Below are 19,910 nucleotides of genomic sequence, written 5' to 3'. Positions count from 1 at the left end.
AGGCCTATAGGAGGTTATCCACAGATATTTGGCTCAGTAAGAATAAACATAAAAACAAAGATTTTATAAATTTCTTTCTTTTTTATTTTTTTAACCGCGAGTTCTCCACAGCTGGTTAAATTTTGTGCAAAGGGTTCTTTAGAAAGGGCGAAGTCCCTATACTTGCCGACCTGGTTCGAAAAACGCCCAGGGCCAGACTCAAAACCTAATTCCGAATTACCTGAATAAAGCAGGCACGAGGTGCGTGGTGGATTTCCCTTCCCGTTTTGAAGTGATCGTCATCGGCGGCGGTCATGCCGGTACCGAGGCAGCACTTGCATCAGCGCGCATGGGGGCAAAAACCCTGTTGCTGACGCATAACGTGGAAACCCTCGGCGCCATGAGCTGCAACCCTGCCATTGGCGGGATCGGCAAAAGCCACCTGGTCAAGGAGATCGATGCCCTTGGGGGCGCGATGGCCATGGCCACCGATAAGGGTGGTATCCAGTTTCGCGTATTGAACAGCCGCAAAGGCCCGGCCGTGCGCGCCACTCGCGCCCAGGCCGACCGAGTCCTCTACAAGGCCGCTGTCCGCGAAATCCTGGAAAACCAGCCGAACCTGTGGATATTTCAACAAGCGGCCGATGACCTGATCGTCGAGCAGGACCGGGTACGTGGTGTCGTCACACAGATGGGCCTGCGTTTCTTCGCCGATTGCGTGGTGTTGACCACCGGGACCTTCCTCGGCGGACTTATCCACATCGGTTTGCAGAATTTTTCCGGCGGTCGCGCCGGTGATCCGCCATCGATCGCTCTGGCTCACCGTCTGCGTGAGTTGCCATTGCGTGTCGGGCGCCTGAAAACCGGTACGCCACCTCGCATCGATGGCAAGTCCGTGGATTTCTCGGTGATGACCGAGCAGCCTGGCGATACGCCGATCCCGGTGATGTCGTTCATGGGCAACAAGGAACAGCATCCACGGCAAGTCAGTTGCTGGATCACCCATACCAACGCCCGCACCCACGAAATCATCGCGGCGAACCTTGATCGATCGCCGATGTACTCCGCTGCCGGTGAAATCGAAGGTGTCGGCCCGCGCTATTGCCCGTCGATCGAAGACAAGATCCATCGCTTTGCCGACAAGGAAAGCCATCAGGTGTTTATCGAACCGGAAGGCTTGACCACCCATGAGCTGTATCCGAACGGGATATCCACAAGCCTGCCGTTCGACGTGCAGTTGCAGATCGTGCAATCGATCCGTGGCATGGAGAACGCGCACATCGTGCGTCCGGGTTATGCGATCGAGTACGACTACTTCGATCCGCGCGACCTGAAGTACAGCCTGGAAACCAAAGTTATCGGCGGTTTGTTCTTTGCCGGGCAGATCAACGGCACCACCGGTTACGAAGAAGCGGGGGCCCAGGGTTTGCTCGCCGGCGCCAACGCCGCACTGCTCGCCAAGGGCAAAGAAGCCTGGTGCCCGCGCCGCGATGAGGCGTACATCGGTGTGCTGGTGGACGACCTGATTACCTTGGGTACCCAGGAACCGTATCGGATGTTCACCTCCCGCGCGGAATATCGCCTGATCCTGCGGGAAGACAACGCGGACCTGCGCCTGACCGAGAAAGGTCGCGAACTGGGGTTGGTGGATGACGCGCGCTGGGCCGCGTTCTGCCAGAAACGCGAAAGTATCGAGCTGGAAGAGCAGCGCCTGAAAAGCACCTGGGTGCGTCCCGGTACCGAGCAGGGCGATGCCATCGCGGCGAAATTCGGCACGCCGCTGACCCACGAATACAATTTGCTCAATCTCTTGAGCCGCCCGGAAATCGATTACGCCGGGCTGGTGGAAGTGACCGGCCAGGGCGCGGAAGATCCACAGGTCGCCGAGCAGGTCGAGATCAAGACCAAATACGCCGGTTACATCGACCGCCAGCAGGACGAAATCGCCCGTCTGCGCGCCAGTGAAGACACCAGGCTTCCTGTGGATATCGATTACACCGGCATTTCCGGGTTGTCGAAAGAAATCCAGGGCAAGCTCGGTGCGTCCCGTCCAGAGACCCTGGGCCAGGCTTCGCGCATTCCCGGCGTCACGCCGGCGGCGATTTCGCTGTTGATGATTCATTTGAAAAAACGCGGCGCGGGCCGCCAGTTGGAGCAAAGCGCTTGAGTTCGATGGTCACCTCGCAACACGCTGAAGAGTTATCCACAGGTGCCCGTCAGCTCGGTATCAGCCTGACCGAGGCCCAGCACGCCCAATTGCTGGGCTATCTGGCGCTGTTGATCAAGTGGAACAAGGCCTACAACCTGACCGCCGTGCGCGATCCGGATGAAATGGTCTCGCGGCATCTGCTCGACAGTCTCAGTGTCATGTCCTTCATCGAAAACGGTCGCTGGCTGGATGTTGGCAGCGGCGGTGGCATGCCGGGGATCCCGCTGGCCATCCTGTTTCCCGACTCGCAAGTGACCTGTTTGGACAGCAATGGCAAGAAAACCCGCTTCCTGACCCAGGTCAAACTCGAACTCAAACTGGATAACCTGCAAGTTATCCACAGCCGCGTCGAAGCGTTCCAGCCTGCCGAGCCGTTCAACGGGATCATCTCCCGGGCGTTCAGCAGCATGGAGAACTTCAGCAACTGGACTCGCCACCTGGGCGATACCAATACGCGCTGGCTGGCAATGAAGGGCGTTCATCCGGCCGATGAGCTGGTAGCATTGCCGGCAGACTTCCACCTCGATAGCGAACACGCCTTGGCCGTACCCGGTTGCCAAGGCCAACGCCATCTGCTGATACTGCGCCGCACGGCATGATTGGGAACACAAGCAAGAATGGCTAAGGTATTCGCGATAGCGAACCAGAAAGGTGGTGTGGGCAAGACCACCACCTGCATCAACCTCGCAGCATCCCTGGTCGCGACCAAGCGCCGGGTGCTGTTGATCGATCTCGATCCACAGGGCAACGCCACCATGGGCAGCGGTGTGGATAAGCATGGCCTGGAAAACTCCATCTACGACGTCCTGATCGGCGAATGCGATCTGGGCCAGGCCATGCACTTCTCGGAACACGGCGGTTATCAACTGCTGCCGGCCAACCGTGACCTGACGGCAGCCGAAGTGGTGCTGCTGGAAATGCAGATGAAGGAAAGCCGCCTGCGCAGCGCCTTGGCACCGATCCGGGAAAACTACGACTACATCCTGATCGATTGCCCGCCGTCGCTGTCGATGCTGACCCTCAACGCCCTGGTGGCCGCCGATGGGGTCATTATCCCCATGCAGTGCGAGTACTTCGCCCTGGAAGGGCTGAGCGACCTTGTGGATAACATCAAGCGCATCGCCGAACTGCTGAACCCGGAACTGAAGGTCGAAGGCCTGTTGCGGACCATGTACGACCCGCGCCTTAGCCTGATGAACGACGTTTCGGCCCAGCTCAAGGAACATTTCGGCGAGCAGCTCTACGACACCGTCATTCCGCGAAACATCCGTCTGGCCGAAGCCCCTAGCTACGGCATGCCGGCCCTGGCCTACGACAAACAATCCCGTGGTGCGCTGGCTTACCTGGCCCTGGCGGGCGAGATGGTTCGCCGTCAGCGCCGCAACCCACGCACCGCTGCAGCCCAGCCAACTTAAGGAAACCCCATGGCCGTCAAGAAACGAGGTCTCGGACGTGGACTGGATGCACTGCTCAGCGGTCCGACTGTCAGCTCGCTGGAAGAACAGGCCGTGCAGGCCGACCAGCGCGAGTTGCAGCACCTGCCCCTGGACCTGATCCAGCGCGGCAAATACCAGCCGCGCCGGGACATGGACCCGCAGGCGCTGGAAGAACTGGCCCAGTCGATCAAGAGCCAGGGCGTGATGCAGCCGATCGTGGTCCGGCCGATCGCCAATGGCCGCTTCGAGATCATCGCCGGAGAACGTCGCTGGCGCGCCAGCCAGCAGGCCGGCCAGGAAACCATCCCGGCAATGGTCCGCGACGTCCCGGATGAAACGGCCATCGCCATGGCGTTGATCGAGAACATCCAGCGCGAAGACCTCAACCCGATCGAGGAAGCCGTGGCCCTGCAGCGCTTGCAGCAGGAATTCCAGCTGACCCAGCAACAAGTTGCCGAGGCGGTGGGCAAATCCCGCGTGACCGTGGCCAACCTGTTGCGCCTGATTGCGTTGCCGGAAGTCATCAAGACCATGCTGTCCCATGGCGACCTGGAAATGGGTCATGCCCGGGCATTGCTCGGTTTGCCGGAAAATCAACAGGTTGAAGGGGCGCGACATGTTGTCGCACGCGGACTTACTGTGCGCCAAACCGAGGCACTGGTTCGTCAATGGTTGAGCGGTAAACCCGCCCCTGTCGAAGCGCCAAAACCTGATCCGGATATCGCCCGTCTTGAACAGCGCCTGGCCGAGCGCCTGGGCTCTGCGGTGCAGATTCGCCACGGAAAGAAGGGCAAAGGGCAATTGGTGATTGGCTATAACTCTCTCGATGAGCTGCAAGGTGTTCTTGCGCACATTCGCTGAAACAATTGCTCTTGTAGCGCGCAGTCGGAAATCACTACCTGAAGGTTGAATAGGGGCAGAACCGCCCCTATACTCTGCGCGCATTTTGTCGGCACAAATTATGCCAAGTTATTGAATTATGGCGGCCGACTATTGGAGAGCAAAAGCGATGGAAACCCGCACGCCAAACCGCTTGCCGTTCCATCGTCTGGCAGTTTTCCCGGTTCTGATGGCTCAATTTACCGTCGTACTGATCGCCACATTGGCGCTCTGGCAATGGAAAGGAGTCGTCGCCGGATACTCAGGGCTTTGCGGAGGCCTGATAGCCTTGCTTCCCAATATTTACTTTGCTCACAGGGCCTTTCGGTTTTCCGGCGCCCGAGCAGCCCAGGCTATCGTCCGGTCTTTTTATGCCGGCGAGGCGGGGAAACTGATTTTGACGGCAGTGCTGTTTGCATTGACGTTCGCAGGTGTGAAGCCATTGGCGCCGCTGGCTGTATTCGGCGTCTTCGTGCTGACCCAACTGGTCAGCTGGTTCGCTCCCCTGCTAATGAGAACAAGACTTTCGAGACCTTAGGGCGTTTGAGGCAACCATGGCAGAGACAACCGCTTCGGGCTATATCCAGCACCACTTGCAGAACCTGACCTTCGGTCAGCTACCCAACGGCGGCTGGGGCTTCGCCCATACCGCAGCAGAAGCCAAGGAAATGGGCTTCTGGGCTTTCCACGTCGATACCCTCGGCTGGTCGGTCGCACTGGGCCTGATCTTCGTTCTTCTTTTCCGCATGGCGGCCAAGAAGGCGACTTCCGGTCAGCCAGGTGCACTGCAGAACTTCGTTGAAGTACTGGTCGAATTCGTCGATGGCAGCGTGAAAGACAGCTTCCATGGGCGCAGCCCGGTGATTGCACCGCTGGCACTGACCATCTTCGTCTGGGTGTTCCTGATGAACGCCATCGACCTGGTACCGGTCGACTGGATTCCTCAGCTGGCCATCCTGATCTCCGGCGATGCACACATCCCATTCCGCGCCGTGTCGACCACCGACCCGAACGCGACACTGGGCATGGCGTTCTCGGTTTTCGCACTGATCATTTTCTATAGCATCAAGGTCAAGGGCATCGGCGGCTTCATCGGCGAACTGACCCTGCACCCGTTCGGCAGCAAGAACATCCTCGTTCAAGCCCTGCTGATCCCGGTGAACTTCCTGTTGGAATTCGTGACCCTGATCGCCAAACCGATTTCTCTGGCACTGCGTCTGTTCGGCAACATGTATGCCGGCGAACTGGTGTTCATCCTGATCGCTGTGATGTTCGGCAGCGGCCTGCTGTGGCTCAGCGGCCTGGGTGTAGTCCTGCAATGGGCGTGGGCTGTGTTCCACATCCTGATCATCACCCTGCAGGCGTTCATCTTCATGATGCTGACCATCGTCTACCTGTCGATGGCGCACGAAGAAAACCATTAAGACCAGTCTCGACTAGTCTGATGTCCTTCCCGGTCAAACGGGAAGGAGCCCGAACCGGGCTGAGAAACGATTTGTTTTACCGCTTTAATCTAAAAAACCTAAACCATACGACGTAAAAGTCGGGAGGAAAGATGGAAACTGTAGTTGGTCTAACCGCTATCGCTGTTGCACTGTTGATCGGCCTGGGCGCACTGGGTACCGCAATTGGTTTCGGCCTGTTGGGCGGCAAGTTCCTGGAAGGCGCAGCGCGTCAGCCAGAAATGGTTCCAATGCTGCAAGTCAAAATGTTCATCGTGGCCGGTCTGCTCGACGCCGTGACCATGATCGGTGTTGGTATCGCGCTGTTCTTCACCTTTGCGAACCCGTTCGTTGGTCAAATCGCTGGCTAATTACTCGGATGTCTCGAGTAGATTGGTGTGATGGACAACGTAACTGCGAGGTGTTGGCGTGAACATTAATGCGACCCTGATTGGCCAGTCCGTTGCGTTCCTGATTTTTGTACTGTTCTGCATGAAGTTCGTATGGCCTCCGGTCATTGCGGCATTGCACGAACGTCAAAAGAAGATCGCTGATGGTCTGGACGCTGCCAGCCGTGCAGCTCGCGACCTGGAGTTGGCCCATGAGAAAGTGGGTCAGCAACTGCGCGAAGCGAAAGCTCAGGCAGCTGAAATCATCGAGCAAGCCAAGAAACGCGGTACCCAGATTGTCGACGAAGCCCGTGAACAGGCTCGCGTCGAAGCTGACCGTGTGAAGGCTCAGGCTCAAGCCGAGATCGAACAGGAACTCAACAGTGTCAAAGACGCGCTGCGTGCCCAAGTGGGTGCCCTGGCCGTTGGCGGTGCTTCGAAGATCCTGGGTGCCACAATCGATCAAAACGCGCACGCAGAGCTGGTTAACCAACTGGCTGCTGAAATCTAAGCGAGGGCGATCATGGCAGAACTGACCACGTTGGCCCGACCTTACGCTAAGGCGGCCTTCGAGCACGCTCAGGCCCACCAGCAACTGGCCAATTGGTCAGCCATGCTCGGCCTGGCTGCAGCGGTGTCGCAAGACGACACCATGCAGCGCGTGCTCAAGGCCCCGCGACTGACGAGCGCAGAAAAGGCCGCCACGTTCATTGACGTGTGCGGCGACAAGTTCGATGCCAAGGCACAGAATTTCATTCACGTCGTTGCCGAAAACGACCGTCTCCTGCTTCTGCCGGAGATCGCCACTCTTTTCGACCTGTACAAGGCCGAGCAAGAGAAGTCGGTAGACGTGGAAGTGACCAGTGCTTTCGCATTGAACCAAGAACAGCAAGACAAACTCGCCAAGGTTCTCAGTGCACGACTCAACCGGGAAGTGCGCCTGCAAGTCGAGGAAGACAAGTCCCTGATAGGGGGCGTTGTAATCCGCGCCGGCGACCTGGTTATCGATGGCTCGATTCGCGGCAAAATCGCGAAACTTGCCGAAGCATTGAAATCTTGAGTTTGAAGGGGCAGCAGAGCAATGCAGCAACTCAATCCTTCCGAAATAAGTGAAATTATCAAGGGCCGCATCGACAAGCTCGATGTGACCTCCCAAGCCCGTAACGAAGGCACTGTCGTCAGCGTATCTGACGGTATCGTGCGGATTCACGGTCTGGCCGACGTCATGTACGGCGAGATGATCGAGTTTCCGGGCGGCGTCTACGGTATGGCCCTCAACCTGGAGCAAGACTCCGTTGGTGCCGTTGTACTGGGTTCCTACCAGTCGCTGGCCGAAGGCATGAGCGCCAAGTGCACCGGCCGCATCCTCGAAGTTCCGGTTGGTAAGGAACTGCTGGGTCGCGTCGTCGACGCACTGGGCAACCCTGTTGACGGCAAAGGTCCGCTGAACAACACCGAGACCGACGCGGTCGAGAAAGTTGCTCCTGGCGTGATCTGGCGTAAGTCGGTAGACCAGCCTGTACAGACTGGCTACAAGGCTGTCGATGCCATGATCCCTGTCGGCCGTGGCCAGCGTGAGCTGATCATCGGTGACCGTCAGATCGGTAAGACCGCTCTGGCGATCGACGCGATCATCAACCAGAAGAACAGCGGCATTTTCTGCGTCTACGTAGCCATTGGTCAGAAGCAATCGACCATCGCCAACGTGGTTCGCAAGCTGGAAGAAAACGGCGCCCTGGCCAACACCATCATCGTGGCGGCCAGCGCATCGGAATCTCCTGCGCTGCAGTTCCTGGCACCGTACTCCGGTTGCACCATGGGCGAATACTTCCGCGACCGCGGTGAAGACGCGCTGATCGTTTATGACGATCTGTCCAAGCAGGCAGTGGCTTACCGCCAGATCTCCCTGCTGCTGCGCCGTCCACCAGGCCGTGAAGCCTACCCAGGCGACGTGTTCTATCTCCACTCCCGTCTCCTGGAGCGCGCATCCCGCGTTTCGGAAGAGTACGTAGAGAAGTTCACCAACGGCGCAGTGACCGGCAAGACCGGCTCCCTGACCGCTCTGCCGATCATCGAAACCCAGGCTGGCGACGTTTCCGCGTTCGTTCCGACCAACGTGATTTCCATCACCGACGGTCAGATCTTCCTGGAATCGGCCATGTTCAACTCCGGGATCCGTCCTGCTGTGAACGCCGGTGTTTCGGTATCCCGTGTGGGTGGTGCCGCTCAGACCAAGATCATCAAGAAGCTGTCCGGTGGTATCCGTACCGCCCTGGCCCAGTATCGTGAACTGGCGGCATTCGCCCAGTTCGCTTCTGACCTGGACGAAGCGACCCGTAAGCAACTTGAGCATGGTCAGCGCGTTACCGAGCTGATGAAGCAGAAGCAATACGCACCAATGTCGATCGCTGACATGGCGCTGTCGCTGTATGCCGCTGAGCGTGGGTTCCTGACTGACGTTGAAATCGCCAAGGTCGGCAGCTTTGAACAAGCGCTGATTGCTTACTTCAACCGCGATCACGCCGACTTGTTGGCCAAGATCAACGTGAAGGGTGACTTCAATGACGAAATCGACGCTGGCATGAAAGCCGGTATCGAGAAGTTCAAGGCCACCCAAACCTGGTAAGCCGCAGCGGGAGTCGCAAGGCTCCCGCTTGCTAACCTGATAGGTGTTACATGGCAGGCGCAAAAGAGATTCGCAGTAAGATTGCGAGCATCAAAAGCACGCAAAAAATTACCAGCGCCATGGAAAAAGTGGCGGTCAGCAAAATGCGCAAGGCTCAAATGCGCATGGCTGCTAGCCGCCCTTATGCGGAGCGCATCCGCCAGGTTATTGGTCATCTGGCCAACGCCAACCCGGAATATCGCCACCCGTTCATGATCGACCGTGCTATCAAGCGCGTCGGTTACGTCGTGGTGAGCAGTGACCGTGGTCTGTGTGGTGGCTTGAACACCAACCTGTTCAAGGCCCTGGTCAAGGACATGGCTGTAAACCGCGAACAAGGCGTCGAGATCGATCTGTGCGTGATTGGTAGCAAGGGTGCGGCTTTCTTCCGCAACTTCGGCGGCAACGTCGTCGCTGCTATCAGCCACCTGGGTGAAGAGCCGTCGATCAATGACCTGATCGGCAGCGTCAAGGTGATGCTGGATGCTTACCTGGAAGGCCGGATTGACCGTCTTTCCGTGGTATCCAACAAGTTCATCAACACCATGACGCAACTGCCAACCGTGGAGCAATTGGTTCCACTGGTGGCGACCCCGGAACAGGAACTCAAGCACCACTGGGACTACCTCTACGAACCGGATGCCAAGGAGCTGCTCGACGGCTTGATGGTCCGCTACGTGGAGTCGCAGGTCTACCAGGCGGTGGTCGAGAACAACGCAGCTGAACAAGCGGCGCGGATGATCGCGATGAAGAACGCTACCGACAACGCCGGTGATTTGATCAGCGATTTGCAGCTGATCTACAACAAGGCGCGTCAGGCTGCGATCACCCAAGAGATCTCGGAAATCGTCGGCGGCGCTGCCGCGGTTTAACGGTTCAAATATTCAGAGGATCCAGCTATGAGTAGCGGACGTATCGTTCAAATCATCGGCGCCGTTATCGACGTGGAATTCCCACGCGACAGCGTACCGAGCATCTACAACGCGCTGAAAGTACAAGGCGCGGAAACTACCCTGGAAGTTCAGCAGCAGCTGGGCGACGGCATCGTTCGTACCATTGCGATGGGTTCTACCGAAGGCTTGAAGCGCGGTCTGGACGTTGTCGACTCTGGCGCTGCCATCTCCGTACCGGTCGGTAAAGCGACCCTGGGCCGGATCATGGACGTACTGGGTAACCCGATCGACGAAGCGGGTCCGATCGACACCGAAGAGCGCTGGGGCATTCACCGTCCTGCGCCATCCTTCGCTGAACAGGCGGGCGGCAACGACCTGCTGGAAACCGGCATCAAGGTTATCGACCTGGTTTGCCCGTTCGCCAAGGGCGGTAAAGTCGGTCTGTTCGGTGGTGCCGGTGTAGGCAAGACCGTAAACATGATGGAACTAATCCGTAACATCGCCATCGAGCACAGCGGTTATTCCGTGTTCGCGGGTGTAGGTGAGCGTACTCGTGAGGGTAACGACTTCTACCACGAGATGAAGGATTCCAACGTTCTGGACAAAGTGGCACTGGTCTACGGCCAGATGAACGAGCCGCCGGGAAACCGTCTGCGCGTAGCCCTGACCGGCCTGACCATGGCCGAGAAGTTCCGTGACGAAGGTAACGACGTTCTGCTGTTCGTCGACAACATCTACCGTTACACCCTGGCCGGTACCGAAGTTTCCGCACTGCTGGGCCGTATGCCTTCGGCAGTAGGTTACCAGCCGACCCTGGCTGAAGAGATGGGCGTTCTGCAAGAACGTATCACTTCGACCAAGGAAGGTTCGATCACTTCGATCCAAGCGGTATACGTACCTGCGGATGACTTGACCGACCCGTCGCCAGCGACCACCTTCGCCCACTTGGACGCCACCGTCGTTCTGTCCCGTGACATCGCTTCCCTGGGTATCTACCCAGCGGTTGACCCACTGGACTCGACTTCGCGCCAGCTGGACCCGAACGTGATCGGCCAGGAGCACTACGACACCGCTCGCGGCGTCCAGTACGTGCTGCAGCGCTACAAAGAGCTGAAGGACATCATTGCGATCCTGGGTATGGACGAGCTGTCGGAAGCCGACAAGCAGTTGGTATCCCGCGCTCGTAAGATCCAGCGCTTCTTGTCGCAGCCGTTCTTCGTGGCTGAAGTCTTCACCGGTGCCTCGGGTAAATACGTTTCCCTGAAAGACACCATTGCTGGCTTCAAAGGCATCCTCAACGGTGACTACGACCACCTGCCAGAACAAGCGTTCTACATGGTCGGCGGCATCGAAGAAGCGATCGAGAAAGCCAAGAAACTGTAATCCCGGCGCCCGGCAACGGGCGCTAATTTAGGTTGAGGCAATCAGATGGCTATGACAGTCCATTGCGATATCGTCAGTGCGGAAGGGGAAATCTTCTCCGGTCTGGTCGAGATGGTGATTGCGCATGGTGAGCTGGGGGATCTTGGTATCGCTCTGGGTCACGCACCGCTGATCACTAATCTGAAACCGGGTCCGATCCGCTTGATCAAGCAGGGCGGGGAAGCCGAGGTGTATTACATCTCCGGTGGTTTCCTCGAGGTTCAGCCGAACATGGTCAAGGTCCTTGCCGACACTGTGCAACGTGCTGCCGACCTGGACGAAGCCTCCGCTCAGGAGGCCGTCAAGGCCGCCGAGAAGGCCCTGCACGAGCGAGGCGCGGAGTTCGACTACGGTTCTGCTGCTGCACGTCTGGCAGAAGCCGCAGCCCAGCTGCGTACGCTTCAGCAGATCCGCAAGAAGTAAGCGGCTAAGCCGTCTGCTTTCTGTGCGATTGATTAAAAAGGGTAGCCTCGGCTACCCTTTTTTCTTTTCCCGACATTCATTACCTGGTCGCAGCCGCTGACCACCCAGGATTGGTAGCCAGTCATGTCTCTTGAAATCGTTATCCTCGCGGCCGGCCAAGGCACCCGCATGCGTTCGGCGTTGCCCAAGGTCTTACACCCGATCGCCGGCAATTCCATGCTCGGTCATGTTATCCACAGCGCCCGGCAACTTGATCCACAGCGCATTCACGTGGTGATCGGCCATGGTGCCGATGCGGTGCGCGAGCGCCTGGCGGCGGATGACCTGAATTTCGTCCTGCAGGACAAGCAACTGGGCACTGGCCATGCCGTGGCCCAAGCCGTGCCGTTCATCACGGCCAATACGGTGCTGATTCTCTACGGCGATGTGCCGCTGATCGAAGTCGAGACCTTGCAGCGCTTGCTCAAGCAGGTCGCGCCACAACAGTTGGGCTTGCTGACCGTCGAGCTGGATGATCCCACCGGTTATGGCCGCATTGTGCGCAACGCCGACGGCCAAGTGACGGCAATCGTCGAGCAAAAAGACGCCAACGAAGCCCAGCGCACGATTACCGAGGGCAACACCGGGATTCTCGCAGTGCCGGCCGAGCGCCTGGGTGACTGGATGAGTCGTCTGTCGAATAACAACGCCCAGGGCGAGTACTACCTGACCGATGTGATTGCCATGGCCGTTGCCGACGGGCTGGTCGTCGCCACCGAGCAGCCGCTGGACGCCATGGAAGTGCAGGGCGCCAACGATCGCCGGCAACTGGCCGAGCTGGAGCGCCACTACCAGCTGCGCGCCGCCCGCCGCCTGATGGCCCAAGGCGTGACCCTGCGCGACCCTGCCCGTTTTGACGTACGCGGTGAAGTCAGCGTAGGTCGCGACGTGGTCATCGACATCAACGTCATTCTCGAAGGCAAGGTCGTTATCGAAGACGACGTGATCATCGGCCCGAACTGCGTGATCAAGGACAGCACCCTGCGCAAAGGCGTGGTGATCAAGGCCAACAGCCATCTCGACGGCGCGGTCATGGGCGAAGGCAGCGATGCCGGCCCGTTTGCCCGCTTGCGGCCAGGCTCGGTGCTGGAAGCCCGGGCCCATGTGGGTAACTTCGTCGAGCTCAAGAACGCTCATCTGGGCGAAGACGCCAAGGCTGGCCACCTGACCTACCTGGGTGATGCTGAAGTCGGTGCGCGCACCAATATCGGCGCTGGCACCATCACCTGCAACTACGATGGCGCCAACAAGTGGAAGACTGTGTTGGGTGACGATGTGTTCATTGGCTCCAACAACTCTTTGGTGGCGCCTGTGGATATCTCCAATGGTGCAACCACGGCCGCCGGATCCACCCTGACCCAGAATGTGGATAACGGCCAATTGGCAGTCGGACGTGCCCGCCAGCGCAACATTGATGGCTGGAAGCGACCAGAGAAAATAAAGAAGCCCTGAAGTTATCCACATCCCCCTTGTGGGAGCGGGCTTGCTCGCGAAAGCGGTGGTTCAGCCAATTAATTCGTTGCTGACCCAACGCATTCGCGAGCAAGCCCGCTCCCACATTCGATTTGCGTGATTTCTGAATTTTTCTATCGGCGCCTTGACGATATCGCTGCAATAGGTTTTGATTGCTTACGTTATCTTTCGAATCGAAACTTAAGCCGCCATGTCGAAACGCAACACGCCACAGCGCCGTCACAACATCCTTGCTTTGCTCCAAGAGCAGGGCGAGGTCAGTGTGGATGAGCTGGCCAAGCGCTTCGAAACCTCGGAGGTTACGATTCGCAAGGACCTCGCCGCCCTGGAGACCAATGGCCTGCTGCTGCGTCGCTACGGTGGCGCGGTGCCGATGCCGCAGGAGTTGGTGGCCGATAACGGGCAAACCGTTTCCAAGTACAAACTCGCCATTGCCCGGGCCGCTGTGAAGCGGATCCGCGAACATGCGCGGATCATCATCGACAGCGGCAGCACGACCGCCGCCATGATCCCTCAACTCGGCCAACAGCCGGGCCTGGTGGTGATGACCAATTCCCTGCATGTCGCCAATGCCTTGAGCGAACTGGAGCACGAACCGGTGCTGTTGATGACCGGCGGTACTTGGGACCCTCACTCCGAGTCGTTCCAGGGGCAAGTGGCCGAGCAAGTGCTGCGTTCCTACGATTTCGACCAGTTGTTCATCGGTGCCGACGGCATCGATCTGGTTCGAGGTACCACCACCTTTAACGAACTGCTGGGCCTGAGCCGCGTGATGGCTGAGGTGGCCCGGGAAGTGATCGTGATGGTGGAGGCCGACAAGATCGGCCGCAAGATCCCCAACCTGGAACTGCCGTGGAGCAGCGTCCATACCCTCATTACCGATGATCGCCTGCCCGTAGAGGCCCGCGATCAGATTCAGGCCCGCGGCATTACCGTGATCTGCGAGCCTGTCAGCCAGGAGAAATAGCATGTGTGGAATTGTCGGCGCCGTTGCTGAACGCAACATCACAGCAATCTTGCTCGAAGGCCTAAAGCGCCTCGAATACCGCGGCTACGACAGCGCGGGTGTAGCGGTGTTTACCCAAGACGAGAAGCTCGAGCGCATGCGTCGCCCAGGCAAGGTCAGCGAGCTGGAACAGGCGCTGGACGCCGAACCGCTGCTCGGTCGCCTGGGCATCGCTCACACCCGTTGGGCCACCCATGGCGCGCCATGCGAGCGTAACGCTCACCCGCATTTCTCCGGCGACCTGGCGGTGGTGCACAACGGCATCATCGAAAACCATGAAGCCCTGCGTGAACAGCTCAAGGCGCTCGGTTATGAGTTCACTTCGGACACCGACACTGAAGTCATTGCCCATCTGCTCAACCACAAGCTCAAGGATCTGGCAGACCTGACTGTCGCCCTCAAGGCCACCGTCAAGGAACTGCACGGTGCCTACGGCCTGGCGGTCATCAGCGCGAAACAACCTGATCGCCTGGTGGCGGCCCGCAGCGGCAGCCCCTTGGTGATCGGCCTGGGCCTGGGGGAAAACTTCCTCGCTTCCGATCAGTTGGCGCTGCGTCAGGTAACCGACCGCTTCATGTACCTGGAAGAAGGCGACATCGCCGAGATTCGCCGCGACAGCGTGCAGATCTGGGACCTGGATGGCAAAAGCGTGGAGCGTGAAACCGTCCAGTACCGCGACGGTGCCGAAGCCGCCGACAAGGGCGAGTTCCGCCACTTCATGCTCAAGGAAATCCACGAGCAACCGGCCGTGGTGCAACGCACCCTGGAAGGCCGCATGAGCCAGAGCCAGGTGTTGGTCCAGGCGTTCGGTCCACAGGCGGCCGAGTTGTTCGCCAAGGTCCGCAACGTGCAGATCGTCGCCTGCGGCACCAGTTACCACGCCGGCATGGTCGCCCGTTACTGGCTGGAAGAGCTGGCGGGTATTCCGTGCCAGGTCGAAGTCGCCAGCGAGTTCCGTTATCGCAAAGTGGTGGTGCAACCCGACACGCTGTTCGTCACCATTTCCCAATCCGGCGAGACCGCCGACACCCTGGCTGCCCTGCGCAACGCCAAGGAACTGGGTTTCCTCGCCAGCCTGGCGATCTGCAACGTGGGCATCAGTTCGCTGGTGCGTGAGTCGGACCTGACCTTGCTGACCCAGGCCGGCCGTGAGATCGGCGTGGCGTCGACCAAGGCGTTCACCACGCAACTGGTGGGCCTGCTGTTGCTGACACTGTCCCTGGGCCAGGTCCGCGGCACGCTGGGTGAGGGCGTCGAGGCCAAGCTGGTGGAAGAACTGCGTCGCCTGCCGGCCCGCCTGGGCGAAGCCTTGGCCATGGACAGCACCGTGGAAAAAATCGCCGAGCTGTTCGCCGAGAAGAACCACACCCTGTTCCTGGGCCGTGGCGCGCAATTCCCGGTGGCGATGGAAGGAGCCCTGAAGCTCAAGGAAATCTCCTACATCCACGCCGAGGCCTACCCGGCCGGCGAGCTCAAGCACGGTCCGCTGGCGCTTGTGGATAACGACATGCCCGTCGTCACCGTCGCGCCGAACAACGAACTGTTGGAAAAGCTCAAGTCCAACCTGCAGGAAGTGCGCGCCCGTGGCGGCCAGTTGATTGTCTTTGCCGACGAGAAGGCCGGCATGACCAACGGCGAAGGCACCCACGTGGTGCACATGCCGCACATCCACGACATCCTGTCGCCGATTCTCTACACCATCCCGCTCCAACTGCTGTCCTACTACGTCGCCGTTCTCAAGGGTACCGACGTGGACCAGCCGCGTAACCTGGCAAAATCGGTAACGGTTGAGTAAGGACGTCGCGCGCAGGAACAGCCTCCCAGCTCGACGGTTTGTGGCTAGCTTTCTGGCCAAACTAACCCCCTGAGTCCAGGGGGTTTTTTATGGGCGCAGCTAAACGCTCTGGCGATTTGGATCAGCGCTCACGCTGGACCCGGCGGGGCTGATGAATCCTGGCAAGGTCTTTACTGGTGGGCTGGAGTGACTGAAGGTATTTCTCGATTATTCCCGCAATTATGAAAAAATACTTTCATATGATGATCTGACCGACATTCACCGAGAGCTGGAAAGCGCTAGAACAACAGCGTTCATTGCAACTGGTGGCCGATGGCTGGCAGCGATACGAGGCCTTGCAAGAGAAATTACATGAATGAAGCGACAGCGCTGCAAGTGTCAACAGCTTTAGAATCAGAAAAAACTGGCGCTGGGAAGGTTCAGGGGAACAGTCTATAGTCGCTCTATAATTGTCTATAATTCCCAAGGAGAAGCCGAAATAATTGGTCTATAGTCGCTCTATAATTTTCTATAGAATCCCGCCAGAGGTACCCAATGGTCGAGATCGTTTATCACCGTCCCGTTTTGGCTGCCCGCCTTTCAAAACTGATCATGCAGGTTGCCATTGGTAGCGCTGCCAGTTCGGGCGTCTTTCTGGCTGCTCCTCGGCGTACGGGAAAGTCGACCTTCGCTCGAGAAGATTTGCGGCCAGCATTGGAGGCAGCGGGAGCGATCGTACTGTATGCCGATCTTTGGAAAGACCTGACGAAAGATCCTGGCTTGGTCATCGTAGAGGCTGTCCGAGAAGCCGTTGGCCAGAGCGAGGGATTCGTGACCCGTCTGGCGAAAAGTGCTGGCATGGAAAAGGTGACTGTCGGCGGCCTGAGTTTCAGTCTGGACAAGATTGGGCTGGGCAGGGATATCGACTTGACCACCGCGCTCGCGGCGCTTTCGGATGAGTCGAAGAAGATCATCGTCCTGATGATCGACGAAGCTCAACATGCGATCACCACGGATGAAGGCGTTGCGGCGCTTTTCGCACTGAAAGCGGCAAGGGACGAGCTAAACAGTTCGAAGCACCACGGTCTTCGCATCGTGTGCACCGGATCGAACCGGGACAAGCTCGCCATGCTCCGCAACAGTAAGGACCAAGCTTTCTTTGGGGCCTCCATGGTTCAATTTCCAACCCTGGATCAGGATTTCATAAACTGGTTCTGCGCGAATATCGATCTCTCCTATCCGCTCGATCCCTCTAATGTGTTCGAGTTGTTCAAGGAGAGTGGTTATCGCCCTGAGTTGCTAGGTGCCGCGGCCGATGAGATCAGGTTCGATTTTGCGCTGGATCCTGCAACCATCCCCGAGCGATTCGCAACGTTGGTTCGGGCGCAAGCTGACGAGCTCAACGCAAACCTCAAGAAAGTGATTCATAGCCTGACCCCTATCCAGTCCGCCGTTATCCGCGTCATGAGCGCCAAAGGCGATAACTATGCGCCTTTCGAGGCTCCTACCATGGAGCTCTACGCGAAAGCGATGGAGCAGGCCGGTATCGCAGAGCGCGATATAAAGGTCGAAGTACCGGGTGTTCAGCAAGCACTCATTGCCCTTCAGGAAAAGAAGCTGGTCTGGAAAGCCTCTCGTGGTGTCTACGCGGTTGATGAGCATGTCATCGTGGATCTGCTGGGTGAGGCCGGATTGCTCGAAGGCCTCTCCTAGGCTGTTCTCGAATCCGGCAGAGACCCCATAGCCTTTGGTGTCGGGGTCAGGAAGGTGTGCTGGCCGCACGCACAAGTCACTCCAGAAAACACCGATCAAAAAGATAAACGCTGGCCGGTTTGAGATTTTCCACCGTGCGTTGCGGGCGTCCGCCGTCGCCGGCTTTTTTGCGGCCGGTTTCCTGCAAATAGCCCGCCTCGGTCATCTTCAGCAAACGCTGGCGCATGCTGGTCTTGAGCACCGGGCGGTCGAGTACTACGGAGAAGATGTTCACCGCTTCCGGCGCGCTGAATTCCGGGCCCAGGAACATCAGCGGCAGGCTGCTGTAGAGGGCTTTGGACAACAATCGCTCCTGTACCGCCGCCACCAGGCTGTTGTGATCGAAAGGAAGTTTGATCGAGGCGTTCGCGACGTCCTTGAATGGGAGAAAGCCCTGGTGTTCAGCGAGCTGGACCGCTTCGCTGACAATCGCCAGGTAGAACGTCGAGGACGACCAGCAGCGCGGATCGCGGAACGCGTCGCCGACGGTGCCGACCTGTTCGATCCACGCCAGCGGCATGCCGACCTTGTTTGAATTGCGCAGGCGCTCCACGGCGTCGTTCAGCGTGAGGTCTTCGACGTCCCCGTTGACCACGATCCCGGGCAGCGCCCAATGGCCGGCGAACGGCTCGGCTTCCCGTCTGTTCAGGAGGATTTCCAGCGCCTGGGTTTCCCGGCAGAAGCGCAGCACACAGAGGTCGATAGTGTGCAGATAACCGCGCGCAGGGGCTGTGCTAGTGGGCATGTCGATTTCCGTGGGTAGCGTAAAGGTCATAGTTTAACGGGTTCATGCCGGGTGCCATCCAGTCGGTGGGAAGCGGCTTGCCCAAGGCCAGGCGTTCGCGAACCCCCGTGCTGCGCACGTGGATCTTTTCCTCCACGCGAAGGATGGAAAACCGCTCCAGCAATTCCTGGCCGCGATAGAAGGTCGGCAGCGAATCCGCGACATCCTGGCCCACCACCAACGCGATCCGCTTGCCGTTCAGGGCCAGGCTGTCGGCGAGGTGGGCGAGCAGGGTGTAACTGTAGATAGCGCCTTCCACGCCACGGGCCACGACTTGCTCCACCCGGCTTGCACGTACTTCGGCGCAACACAGCGGCTGCACGTTCTCGACGATCGATTCCAGCCAGTTCAGGCGCACCTCATAGTCGACCATTGGCTTGCCATAAGGATGCCGGAAGCTGGGGACCACCAGAACGCGCCTGGCCTGGCGTGAGGCCTCGATCATCACTTGGGCGTGGCCGGCGTGAGGGGGATTGAAGGCGCCGCCATACAGGGCAATCTCGAACATGGCTTATCCTCTTTTGGTACATGACATGTACTCTAGCAGCAAAGTCTTTCTGATGAAAACCTGCTTTTGCTCGCTAAACTTAATTGGTCAAGAATGACTCATCAAAAATATTTCTCCGAATGGCTTGTTATGAAAGTACACCTTATGTACTCTCGTGGCCATGAAGAGGAGAAACCCAGCATGAACAGCCTGACCCGGAAAACCGCTTCCTTCGATGTCGATGCGCAAAAGAGCTTCACGCCGCTATGCCCCGATGAGCTTCCGGTGCCGGGCGGTGACCAGATTGCCGGTGAGCTGAATTTCATCGCGTCCCTGGCCAGCCTCCGCATCGGCAGCAAGGACGCCCATTCGCCCAAAGCCCCTTGGGTGGTCGCCGATCACGCACAGATGTTCGTGCCGACCGGGCTGGAGCACGCCGACATAACCTGGGTCAGCCACTGCGTTCCCGGCACCGAAGGTTTCGCCTTGCTGGACCAACTGCCGATCCCCTACGACTACGACTATTTCGTCTGGAAGGGCGTCGAGCCGGATTTGCACCCGTACGGCGCCTGCTACCACGACTTGCACGGCAAGCTGTCCACCGGGGTGATCGAGTACCTCAAAGGCCAGGCTGTGGAGCAGGTCATCGTTGGCGGGCTGGCGCTGGACTTCTGCGTCAAGACCACCGCGCTGCAACTGGCCGCCGCTGGCTTCAAGGTGATCGTTCACCTTCCGGCCTGCCGGGCCATCAGTGAGCAGGGGGCCGTTCAAGCCACTGCCGACATGCAGCAAGCGGGCATCTTGGTCGCCGCGACACGCGAAGACATCCTCCGCCTGGCAAACGCATAAGGAACAGAC

20 protein-coding genes are annotated in these 19,910 nt (G+C 58.6%); 18 read left to right on the top strand and 2 right to left on the bottom strand.

Annotated features, from left to right (window positions below):
- The first annotated feature begins 247 nt into the window (after positions 1-247).
- From mnmG to ACLH0I_RS00785, 17 genes are all read left to right on the top strand, one after another.
- The gene (gene mnmG, locus ACLH0I_RS00865; RefSeq protein ID WP_411386041.1) at positions 248-2,146 is read left to right on the top strand and encodes a tRNA uridine-5-carboxymethylaminomethyl(34) synthesis enzyme MnmG; all 1,899 of its coding nucleotides are present in this window, start codon (positions 248-250) and stop codon (positions 2,144-2,146) included.
- A gap of 5 nt (positions 2,147-2,151) precedes the next feature.
- A complete protein-coding gene (gene rsmG / locus ACLH0I_RS00860) occupies positions 2,152-2,787 on the top strand; it encodes a 16S rRNA (guanine(527)-N(7))-methyltransferase RsmG (protein ID WP_411387570.1) in 636 nt (211 codons plus the stop codon).
- Positions 2,788-2,805: 18 nt separating this feature from the next.
- Complete coding sequence (locus tag ACLH0I_RS00855; RefSeq protein WP_003187199.1) at positions 2,806-3,603, top strand: ParA family protein; 798 nt, start codon at positions 2,806-2,808, stop codon at positions 3,601-3,603.
- A 9-nt stretch (positions 3,604-3,612) separates the two neighbouring features.
- Positions 3,613-4,485: a ParB/RepB/Spo0J family partition protein gene (locus ACLH0I_RS00850; RefSeq protein WP_053126822.1), complete on the top strand. Its 873-nt coding sequence runs from the start codon at positions 3,613-3,615 to the stop codon at positions 4,483-4,485.
- 148 nt (positions 4,486-4,633) lie between these two features.
- Positions 4,634-5,041, top strand: a complete 408-nt coding sequence (locus ACLH0I_RS00845) for a F0F1 ATP synthase subunit I (protein WP_053126821.1) — start codon at positions 4,634-4,636, stop codon at positions 5,039-5,041.
- Between the two features lie 16 nt (positions 5,042-5,057).
- A complete protein-coding gene (atpB, locus tag ACLH0I_RS00840; protein WP_039593180.1) occupies positions 5,058-5,927 on the top strand; it encodes a F0F1 ATP synthase subunit A in 870 nt (289 codons plus the stop codon).
- 131 nt (positions 5,928-6,058) lie between these two features.
- Entirely contained in the window at positions 6,059-6,316 is a 258-nt protein-coding gene (gene atpE / locus ACLH0I_RS00835) for a F0F1 ATP synthase subunit C (RefSeq protein ID WP_003097235.1), read from the top strand.
- Positions 6,317-6,374: 58 nt separating this feature from the next.
- A complete protein-coding gene (locus ACLH0I_RS00830) occupies positions 6,375-6,845 on the top strand; it encodes a F0F1 ATP synthase subunit B (RefSeq protein ID WP_003187193.1) in 471 nt (156 codons plus the stop codon).
- A 12-nt stretch (positions 6,846-6,857) separates the two neighbouring features.
- A complete protein-coding gene (locus ACLH0I_RS00825; protein ID WP_003207094.1) occupies positions 6,858-7,394 on the top strand; it encodes a F0F1 ATP synthase subunit delta in 537 nt (178 codons plus the stop codon).
- 21 nt (positions 7,395-7,415) lie between these two features.
- The gene (gene atpA / locus ACLH0I_RS00820; protein ID WP_003207093.1) at positions 7,416-8,960 is read left to right on the top strand and encodes a F0F1 ATP synthase subunit alpha; all 1,545 of its coding nucleotides are present in this window, start codon (positions 7,416-7,418) and stop codon (positions 8,958-8,960) included.
- Positions 8,961-9,010: 50 nt separating this feature from the next.
- Positions 9,011-9,871 (top strand): F0F1 ATP synthase subunit gamma, encoded by an 861-nt coding sequence (gene atpG / locus ACLH0I_RS00815; protein ID WP_411386040.1) that lies wholly within the window; start codon positions 9,011-9,013, stop codon positions 9,869-9,871.
- A gap of 27 nt (positions 9,872-9,898) precedes the next feature.
- Positions 9,899-11,275, top strand: coding sequence for a F0F1 ATP synthase subunit beta (atpD, locus tag ACLH0I_RS00810; RefSeq protein ID WP_014340987.1), 1,377 nt, complete (start codon positions 9,899-9,901; stop codon positions 11,273-11,275).
- 45 nt (positions 11,276-11,320) lie between these two features.
- Positions 11,321-11,737, top strand: coding sequence for a F0F1 ATP synthase subunit epsilon (locus tag ACLH0I_RS00805; RefSeq protein ID WP_186706462.1), 417 nt, complete (start codon positions 11,321-11,323; stop codon positions 11,735-11,737).
- A gap of 123 nt (positions 11,738-11,860) precedes the next feature.
- Positions 11,861-13,228, top strand: coding sequence for a bifunctional UDP-N-acetylglucosamine diphosphorylase/glucosamine-1-phosphate N-acetyltransferase GlmU (glmU, locus tag ACLH0I_RS00800; protein WP_411386039.1), 1,368 nt, complete (start codon positions 11,861-11,863; stop codon positions 13,226-13,228).
- 211 nt (positions 13,229-13,439) lie between these two features.
- Positions 13,440-14,216: a DeoR/GlpR family DNA-binding transcription regulator gene (locus ACLH0I_RS00795; protein ID WP_411386038.1), complete on the top strand. Its 777-nt coding sequence runs from the start codon at positions 13,440-13,442 to the stop codon at positions 14,214-14,216.
- Between the two features lies 1 nt (position 14,217).
- On the top strand, positions 14,218-16,050 hold the full coding sequence (gene glmS, locus ACLH0I_RS00790) for a glutamine--fructose-6-phosphate transaminase (isomerizing) (protein WP_411386037.1): 1,833 nt from the start codon (positions 14,218-14,220) through the stop codon (positions 16,048-16,050).
- A 534-nt stretch (positions 16,051-16,584) separates the two neighbouring features.
- A complete protein-coding gene (locus ACLH0I_RS00785; protein ID WP_411386036.1) occupies positions 16,585-17,742 on the top strand; it encodes an ATP-binding protein in 1,158 nt (385 codons plus the stop codon).
- A 76-nt stretch (positions 17,743-17,818) separates the two neighbouring features.
- On the opposite strand, the gene ACLH0I_RS00780 is transcribed toward ACLH0I_RS00785, so the two are convergent.
- A complete protein-coding gene (locus tag ACLH0I_RS00780) occupies positions 17,819-18,526 on the bottom strand; it encodes an NUDIX hydrolase (protein WP_411386035.1) in 708 nt (235 codons plus the stop codon).
- Entirely contained in the window at positions 18,516-19,073 is a 558-nt protein-coding gene (locus tag ACLH0I_RS00775; protein WP_250961625.1) for an adenylyltransferase/cytidyltransferase family protein, read from the bottom strand. Before ACLH0I_RS00775 ends, ACLH0I_RS00780 begins: the two co-directional genes overlap by 11 nt.
- Positions 19,074-19,253: 180 nt before the next feature.
- Here ACLH0I_RS00775 and ACLH0I_RS00770 point away from each other — a divergent pair, with 180 nt between their 5' ends.
- On the top strand, positions 19,254-19,901 hold the full coding sequence (locus tag ACLH0I_RS00770) for a nicotinamidase (RefSeq protein WP_250961626.1): 648 nt from the start codon (positions 19,254-19,256) through the stop codon (positions 19,899-19,901).
- Positions 19,902-19,910 lie beyond the last annotated feature (9 nt).

Origin of the sequence: Pseudomonas sp. MPB03 (genome assembly GCF_046605385.1) — a bacterium.
Lineage (GTDB): Bacteria > Pseudomonadota > Gammaproteobacteria > Pseudomonadales > Pseudomonadaceae > Aquipseudomonas > Aquipseudomonas zanjanensis.
This window is presented reverse-complemented; position numbering and strand designations above follow the sequence as displayed.